This is a genomic window from Campylobacter lari, assembly GCF_900638335.1.
Lineage (GTDB): Bacteria > Campylobacterota > Campylobacteria > Campylobacterales > Campylobacteraceae > Campylobacter_D > Campylobacter_D lari_E.
Genome location: NZ_LR134508.1, coordinates 1,534,482 through 1,542,878 on the forward strand (window position 1 = coordinate 1,534,482; position 8,397 = coordinate 1,542,878).

General features: G+C 25.7%; 9 protein-coding genes. 2 read left to right on the top strand and 7 right to left on the bottom strand.

The window, feature by feature from the left end; genetic code table 11:
- The first annotated feature begins 66 nt into the window (after positions 1–66).
- On the top strand, positions 67–204 hold the full coding sequence (locus EL235_RS07805) for a hypothetical protein (protein ID WP_232017389.1): 138 nt from the start codon (positions 67–69) through the stop codon (positions 202–204).
- Here the strand turns inward: EL235_RS07805 and EL235_RS07810 are convergent.
- From EL235_RS07810 to EL235_RS07835, 6 genes are all read right to left on the bottom strand, one after another.
- Positions 185–1,390: an LlaJI family restriction endonuclease gene (locus EL235_RS07810; RefSeq protein WP_126341180.1), complete on the bottom strand. Its 1,206-nt coding sequence runs from the start codon at positions 1,388–1,390 to the stop codon at positions 185–187. The genes EL235_RS07805 and EL235_RS07810 overlap by 20 nt on opposite strands.
- Positions 1,383–2,642: an McrB family protein gene (locus EL235_RS07815; RefSeq protein ID WP_232017390.1), complete on the bottom strand. Its 1,260-nt coding sequence runs from the start codon at positions 2,640–2,642 to the stop codon at positions 1,383–1,385. The genes EL235_RS07810 and EL235_RS07815 overlap by 8 nt, the downstream gene beginning before the upstream one ends.
- Positions 2,639–3,265: a hypothetical protein gene (locus EL235_RS07820; RefSeq protein ID WP_114640746.1), complete on the bottom strand. Its 627-nt coding sequence runs from the start codon at positions 3,263–3,265 to the stop codon at positions 2,639–2,641. The genes EL235_RS07815 and EL235_RS07820 overlap by 4 nt, the downstream gene beginning before the upstream one ends.
- Before the next feature lie 55 nt (positions 3,266–3,320).
- Positions 3,321–4,790 carry a DNA cytosine methyltransferase gene (locus EL235_RS07825; protein ID WP_126341181.1) on the bottom strand — a complete coding sequence of 490 codons (1,470 nt, stop codon included), beginning with the start codon at positions 4,788–4,790 and terminating at the stop codon, positions 3,321–3,323.
- A gap of 12 nt (positions 4,791–4,802) precedes the next feature.
- On the bottom strand, positions 4,803–5,969 hold the full coding sequence (locus tag EL235_RS07830) for a DNA cytosine methyltransferase (RefSeq protein ID WP_114640748.1): 1,167 nt from the start codon (positions 5,967–5,969) through the stop codon (positions 4,803–4,805).
- Between the two features lie 453 nt (positions 5,970–6,422).
- On the bottom strand, positions 6,423–7,043 hold the full coding sequence (locus tag EL235_RS07835; protein ID WP_047208734.1) for a DUF305 domain-containing protein: 621 nt from the start codon (positions 7,041–7,043) through the stop codon (positions 6,423–6,425).
- A 120-nt stretch (positions 7,044–7,163) separates the two neighbouring features.
- Between EL235_RS07835 and EL235_RS07840 the strand changes: the two genes are divergently transcribed.
- A complete protein-coding gene (locus tag EL235_RS07840; protein WP_039627286.1) occupies positions 7,164–7,796 on the top strand; it encodes a hypothetical protein in 633 nt (210 codons plus the stop codon).
- Between the two features lie 2 nt (positions 7,797–7,798).
- Here the strand turns inward: EL235_RS07840 and ruvC are convergent, their stop codons facing one another.
- Positions 7,799–8,275 carry a crossover junction endodeoxyribonuclease RuvC gene (ruvC, locus tag EL235_RS07845; protein ID WP_039619511.1) on the bottom strand — a complete coding sequence of 159 codons (477 nt, stop codon included), beginning with the start codon at positions 8,273–8,275 and terminating at the stop codon, positions 7,799–7,801.
- Between the last annotated feature and the right edge of the window lie 122 nt (positions 8,276–8,397).

Here is an 8,397-nt window from a genome sequence, read left to right on the forward strand (position 1 = left end):
ATTTTCAATTAATTAAGGTCATTATTAGGGTTCTTAAAACCTAATAAGGTTCTTTAAAGGAAAATAATGGCAAACATAGCAAAACAAAGCTTACAAGATAAAGATATTAGAAATTTAAAACCTAGTGATAAACGATACAAAAAAGCTGTAGGTAATCCAAAAGAGCTTTATATTTTTGTATATCCTAGTGGTCAATATCGCTAATTGCTGTAATTAATTGTTCTTTATGTGTAGAACCAATCTTATCATAATTATAAATTAAAAATCTAGTATCTACTAAGAGGCCTTGAATTTCTGTGTAGCTTTTGCTGTTTTTCCATTCCATAATAGCTTTTCCAATATTTTCAAAAATACCATTTATTTTAACTTCAAAATTATTATTTTGTTTGTTATACGGCATCAAAAAAACATTATATATTTTCTTATTTTTTGTTCGATATTCTGCATATTCGCCATAAGCTACCTGTTTAATTATATCACTACTTTGTGGCAATCCTTTTAATTTTACACCATATTTGTAGTATTTTGCATCTAATATATAAATTTTGTCATCATTAATCATAATAATATCGGGTTGTAATGAGCTATTATCTTTATTATCTGTATATTTTAATTTCCACTGAGTTTTTGGAAAATATTCATCCTTATCTGTAGTACCAAATGCTCTATCTATCATCTTTTCCCAAATAGCATGAAAAGCCGTTGTTCCAAATTTAAACTCGCTCTCTTTTAAAGATTTATCACTTTGTAAAAGCATATCTCTCATAGAACTAAAAAGTAATCGTTTTTTATCATCAAATGTATTATCTAATTTACTTTGCAAAACATAAAGACATTGATTTTTATTTATTGGTAAGTTGTATTTTGGTGGCATAAATGAATTGTAAGCAAAACCAAATTTGCAAAATGCCTCATAAACACAATATCTATTTATAGCTGTAATTAACCCATTTTTATTGGCTTGATTTTTTTTAGCTTGAAACTGCATATAAATTACAGAATTATTATTTTGGATGTTAGGGCGATTTTTATTAATCGTTCTAGCAAAGTTTATCTTACCTTTTGTAGTGGTTTGATAGATATTTTCTCGCTCGGTATAGTAACCGTGAGAAAGAAAATATTCTATGATATTTTTATACGCAATAAGTGGAAATGATTGCTCGATCTGTTCTTTTTTATTATCTACAAAATAAGATTTTGTATGAGATTTGTTAAATTTTATAAGAACAGATATTAGTTTTCTAATATCTGTTCTTATATTCTTGTCATCACAATCTAAGTTAATCCCTAGTGGAAAGCAAATCTGAAGCTTATTTTCTTTACTTCTAATACCAACAAAATTATCGTCTAATTCATTGTCCATAAAGCAATGTTCCCTTAAATTAAACATATAACATAGCCTTAACATCATCGATAAAAATATCAAATTGAGATTTTTCATCTTCATTAACAAATCTTTCAATGACTTCTTCTAGTGTGTGGTATTTATTTTTATTAAAAAGTTTATCTTTGTCAAATTTAAAAACATCATCCCAAAGATATTTTAAAACTTTGTGAGCAAATTTTTCTTTACTTTCTAGGTCATCATTTCTTACAAAAAATACACCAAGTCTTTTGTCTTCCATTGAGCTAACATCATTTTCGTTGTCAGAGATTACTGAATTTATGGTTTTACAGAATATTTGCCAAGAAACATCAGTATTTAAAATTTTCTTATCTATAAAATTTTTATATTCATTGTATTTTTCTTCACTTTCAAACTCTTGTATTTTTTTATCAAAAGAATTTTTAACTAACTGCATAGAAAATCTACGCTGAAAAGCAGTATCAAGTGTAAAGACATTTTGATCACTTGTATTCATTGTGGCAATTATCCATAAGTTTGATGGGATTTTAATAGGTTTTTCTATATTGTCCTTACCATAAACTATCTTTGCTATATTTTCATTGTTTATCGCATAATCGCTATTGCCATTCTTATCTCTATCAAGTAGTTGAAAAACTTCACCAAATATTGCAGGAGCGTTGCCACGATTTATTTCATCAATAACTAAAACATATTTTCCACTTGGATCATTATATGCCTTTTTTAAAATATTTGTAAAAGGTCCAGGTATAAAATCATAACTTACGATTTTATCTTTTACAATAGGCATTATCTGTCCTATGAAATCACTATATGAATAGTCAGGATGAAAAACTAATTTTTCAAAGGTATACTCATTATTTGGATACTTTGTTTTTATAGTATGACTTTTACCACTACCTGGCACACCATATAAGATGATATTTTCTCCACCTTTTTCTCTTATGTTTTCATCAATTTCTTCTTTATTTTTACTATCATCAAGTATTTTTTCATTTAACAAGAAATTAATTTCTTTTTTCTGTAGTTTGTATAAAAATCTACCTCCCTTACAACAATACATAATACTATATGGTAAATCTACTTTGATTGATTCTATGTCATTTTCTTCAACTTGACCATCTTCTTTCTTCACAAGTTTTTTTACAATAAAAAAACCTCCACTTTCGATAATTTGTATATAGCCAAAAATAATATCGCCTACCAAAATATTTTTATAGTTTTCTATATCTTTAATTTCTATGTCATTCTTTAATGCATAAATCCATATATTCATATTATATCTCCAATCTCATTAAATTCATCGCATTTTAAATTAATATCATATGGAATGCCAATATATTTTTTTGAATAAGAATCAGCCTTATAAGTAATAAAGGAGCCATGCCATTTATTTATAAAAGTATCCGTTCTTAATATATTAAAATTTGCTAAATAATTTTCAGCCACTATATCATAATTTTCATTTGAATTTATTTCTGACATTAAAACATAGTATTTTTCATGTTTTTGAAGAATATATCTGTAAAACTCCAAACTATATATTGATATTTCTGCATTACACTTATTAATATTTAGGCTTAATACTAAAAATTGACCTGGTGTGATTTTTTGATATTTTATATAATTAGTTAATCTAAACCATAGCCCATCTCTATGTCTATTGTCTTTTATGTGTACTTGAAAATATTTTTCTAAAATTGGATCAAATATTTCAAAATATGCAATTCTATTTCTACTATCATATGATGTTTTTTTATCATTAATAGTAAATGCTGTAGAGTTGCTTACTTTGCTAAATAACTTTTCAATTGTATCTATAGAACTAAGATTTATGTATAAATCAGAACCTGAATATCCAGTTAATTGTCTTGTTGCAATAATAAAATGTGTATTCATCGGTCAACCAAACAAATATATTTTTGTGTATTCTAATAAAAAAACACTTATTTTATTATAAATACTTTTTAAATACTTTTGCAAATACCTTTGACATTAAAGGGGGAACGGCATTTCCTATTTGCATATAAGTTTTTAGGTATGGTCCAAAAAACAAATAATCATCAGGGAAACTTTGAATTCTTGCAGCTTCTCGTGGTGTAATAGCTCTAATCTGAGTTGGATGGATGTGTGAGTGACAATCCATTTTTAAGTGTGCTGTAATTGTCCTACTAGGCTCATTCTCTATCAGTTTAAAATATTTGTCCTTAAATATATGACTTCTGATAGAATAAGGCATAATATCTTTTATTGTTTCAGCTGTAGAATCCTCCCCTTGTTTTAATAGTGAATATATCTTTAAATTTGTTTCATTTTGAAAACGTGCCTTGTGATTGTATATAAATGAACAAATATTACTATCATTTATTAAATTTAAATATTCATTGTTTTTATGTCTATTAATAGAAATCTTTGAGCCAGATTCGTCATCAGTTTCTGTTTGATTTTTTTTGTCTGGACAAACCAAGCTATCGATATTATCCAAAGCATCCTTTAAGACAAATTTTCTATTTTTTATTATTTCATTTTCAATATCACTCATAATTATATCTACATCTAAATTTTGTTTTCTTGCATACTCTTTGTTAATACCAATGTAAATTAACCTAATTCTTTTTTGTGGAACAGAAAAATTAGTTGCATCATATAACCTATATTTAACCATATAACCTATTTTGTCGAAATCTTCTATTACTTGATTTGCTACTTTTAGCATACCCTTCACATTTTCCATTATTATAAATTTAGGTTTTAAATTATTTACACATTTTGCAAAGTATTTATACAAAACATTTCTAGGATCATCTATAACTCTTTGTTGATTAGCACTACTAAAAGATTGACAAGGTGGGCCACCTATAATTATATCTACTTGAGATTTTACATATTTGTGTATATTTTGAGATATTAATCTTATATCACCATTAATTATACGAGATGAATTTACTTCAGGATGATTAAAACTATAAGTTCTTAAAGCATCTTTATCAATATCATTTGCCATTAATATATTATAACCCATTCTACTAAAACCATAACTAAAACCACCTGCACCGCAAAATAAATCAATAATTGCAGGTGATTTATTTGTTTTTTTTGTCTGCAAAGATTTTCTATATTTGTTTGAAAATTTATCAATAGTATCTGTAAAAAAGTTTTTATTACTTGTATATATAGAAATACTGCTCATCAATCTATTGTAATCTTTTTTTAGTATCTTTTTTAAAATATCAATTTCATATTCATCTTTGATAATTCCCATATATTCTAATTGTTTATATATATCATCATTTTTTAATACTATGGTGTTTAGATTATGTAATTCTTTTGTTTTTTCTGCAAAGCGGTTAATTATTTCAATATTTTCCAAAAAATATTTTTTTTCTTGAGCTGTTTTTAAGTTTGCAACATTTTTAAAAAACATTTTTTACCTCATTTATAAATATTTTTTTAAAATCATAGCTATATATTTAGACATTAAAGGTGGAACGGCATTACCAATTTGTTTAAATTGTTGTGTAATAGAACATGGAAAAATAAAATCATCGGGAAAACTCTGCAATCTTGCAGCTTCTCTTGGAGTAAGACTTCTCTCTTGTGTATAGTCAGGATGAATAAACTGATGACCATCCTTATGCAAGTGTGCAATAATTGTTTTTGATGGAGCATCATAATATTGAACACAATAACTATTATTAAATAACCTTTTTTTTGTATGTACTAAATTTGGCTCATTTTCATATAATTCTAATAAATTCCATTTGTTTTTTGCCATAAGGCGATATCTTTTTCTATCTAATTCATTATTACTTCTAGCAATATGTCCGTGCAAGAGTTTATAATCATTTGTTCTAATTAACTTTAAATAATTTGATTTTTTTACTGGATTATAAACTATAGTTTTCTTTCCCTCTGATGGTTTTAATTTTGGTAAATCAGATATAGCATCTCTCACAGTTGTCTTATCTATTTTTTTTGTAATTTTTTTAAGATCATCATAAATATTCTTGGGTTCAATATTTAAATCTTTTCTTGCACCTATAATAATAACTCTTTTTCTATCTTGTGGAACACCAAAATCAACTGCATTTAACAAAATCACATCTTTATCTTCAATAATTCTATAGTTTTCTTTCATACCATTAAATATGCTTTCTATTATAGAATTACCTTTAATTTTCGTAGATAATATACCACTAACATTTTCAAATACAAAAAATTTTGGTTTAAAGTAATTTAATATATTTAGATAATTTTCATATAAATAATTTCTTGGATCTTTTTTCATGCCAAATGGATCTCTTGCCTTGCCTTGTGATGAAAAAGATTGACAAGGTGGACCACCTACAATTATATCAACACCAGTAGTTTTATTGATATTATTCTCTATTATTTCTATAATATTTTTATCTGTTATATCAGTAGGTTGTATTTTATTAATTTCATTTTGAGAATATCCATAATATCTCATTCTTTCTTGTAGTGTTAAACAAGCATATTTATCAGATTCTATATGAGTAAGAGCCGTGTAACCCTCTTGATAAAAACCCTCTGCCATTCCACCAGCACCCGCGAATAAATCTATAAAAGTTCTTTTTTTCATTATTATATTCTTACCATTTATTCATTCTTTAATAATTTGCAATATATCATCATCTTTTAATTATGATAATATATCAAACCACTTTCATAGTAAGTGACTCATAAATTTCTCTAAATACTCTATATAAACTTTCTGCAATTTTTTTATAATATTTTTAGTTCTCTTACTTTAATACACTTATGAATTTTATAAATAATTTGTGCTAATTTCAAATTTTATATTTTATTATTTTGTGATTATACATTACAAATCATAAAAAAATATAAACTATATAAATTTATTATATTATATCAATTTTATAATTTATTTGTTTTGTAATTATCAATTAATTGAAAACTATTATAAAAGTTATTTAAATTAATAATTTCAAAGACAAAATAGCAAATACAATGTTTAATATGATCTATGAAAATGCAAAATGATATCTAGGTAGTTTTACCAAACTACCTATTTTTACATATACTTTAACAAATTTGTAAATTCCTGAATTTCTTTTTCTTGGTCTAAAATGATTTTTTTAGCAATATCAGTGATAGTTTTGTCTTTAGAGTAAAATAAAATTTGTTTTGAAGCATCTACCGCACCTTGATGATGTGCTATCATCGCTTCTAAAAAGTCTTTATTGATGTTTTTGCTTTCTTTAACCGAGCTCATTAAAATCATCATTTTTTGCATTAACTCTTTTTCTTCTTGAACGAATTTTTTATAAGTTTCTTCATCAATTTGAGTTTTTGTATAAAGATTTTTATCTAAAATTTCTTGAAATTCTTGGATTTCTTTTTCTTGAGCTTTGATGATATTTTGAGCGATTTTTTTCATCTCTTCACTTTTTGTATGCTCTAATAAAAGCTTAGATGAATCAATAGCACCTTGATGATGTGGGATCATATTAGCTAAAAAATCTCTTTCTATGTCATTGCTTTGTACTAAAGGATTTTTCATCATAGGTTCATGCATACTCATCATGATTTGTGATGAAATACTTCCAGAAGCTCCATGATGAGCATGATGAGAATTTGCAGCAAATAAAGCACTTGCTAAAACTAAACTTGAAACTATAGTTTTTATTTTCATTTTTTTCCTTAAATTTTTAATTTAAAATCAAAAATATATAAAAATATCACAAACTAAAATTAACAAAAAAATTCAATTTTTTTTTGTTATAATTTATTTAAAAATACACAAGGATGGAAAATGCTTAGAGAACTACTTGAGATAAAAAAAGAAATGGAACCTATAATTCATGATTGTTCAGTAAAAATTCAAGTAGCCGCAAGAGAAGTAATCGTAAGAAAAAGAGAATATGAAATTTATGGGCCTATGATAGATAGAGTATATCTTGATAATGCCATTTATATTAAAATTTTTGGTAGTGGGCGTGATACAAAAAGTACTAAAGTAGATATTAAAAACGGCCTTTATATGGTGTATGTAGCTCCTGATAAACCAACCAATCAAGAAATAATGAATAAACTAAAAATCGCATTTGAAAGTATAGATAATAAATTCATTTCAAGAATTTTAGAACTCAATAGAAGAATGAAAGAAGTGATCAATAAAACCCAAGCAACTCTAGCAAAAGCATCAAATATGAATGTTTTAATAGAAACTAATCTAGGCGAAGCAAGTGCAGCACATAAGTTTGTAATCACTATCAAATATTTAAAAGATAATCAAAAATTAGAATTAAAAAATTCAAAATCTGCAGGTAGCTTTAGAGATACTAAAAATCACATCAACCTAGTAGTAGAAAAAAACACTGATTCAGCTGTATGTGAAAAACTTTTACATGATGTTGAAATTTATTTCATAGGTAGTGGAAAATAAAATTACTTTTTTACTCTCAAATTTGCTAAATGTGTCAAAGCCACCGCAATAGCATCAGTAATATCAAGTGGCTTAATATCTTTTGAAATTCCAAGCAATCTTTTCACCATAAAAGCTACTTGTTCTTTAGTAGCTTTTGCTTTACCTGTTACGGTTTTTTTTACTTGCAAAGGTGTGTATTCTGCAAATTCTCCATGAGTTTGTAAGATTTTTAAACTCAAAGCTCCACGAAATTGTGCTAACTTTAAAACCGTTTTTGGATTATAAGCAAAAAATATATCTTCTATAGCTACCTCATCAAATTGATGATTTTTAAAGATTAGATCAAGTCCTTCACATAATTCTGTGATTTGATACTGTAAATCATTAGGTTTGATTTTGATAAGCCCTGCTTCTATGAGTTGATTTTTATTATTAATCCTTTCTACAATAGCATATCCACAATACCTAGAACCAGGATCTATCCCTAAAACTTTCAAACTTTTCACCTTTTTATTCACATAGATGTGAAATTTAAATTTTTATGTGAATAATTTTAACCATTTTTTATAAAAAATAAGCTAGAATTTTAAGTTTTACATCATAATTTATAAGAAAAATA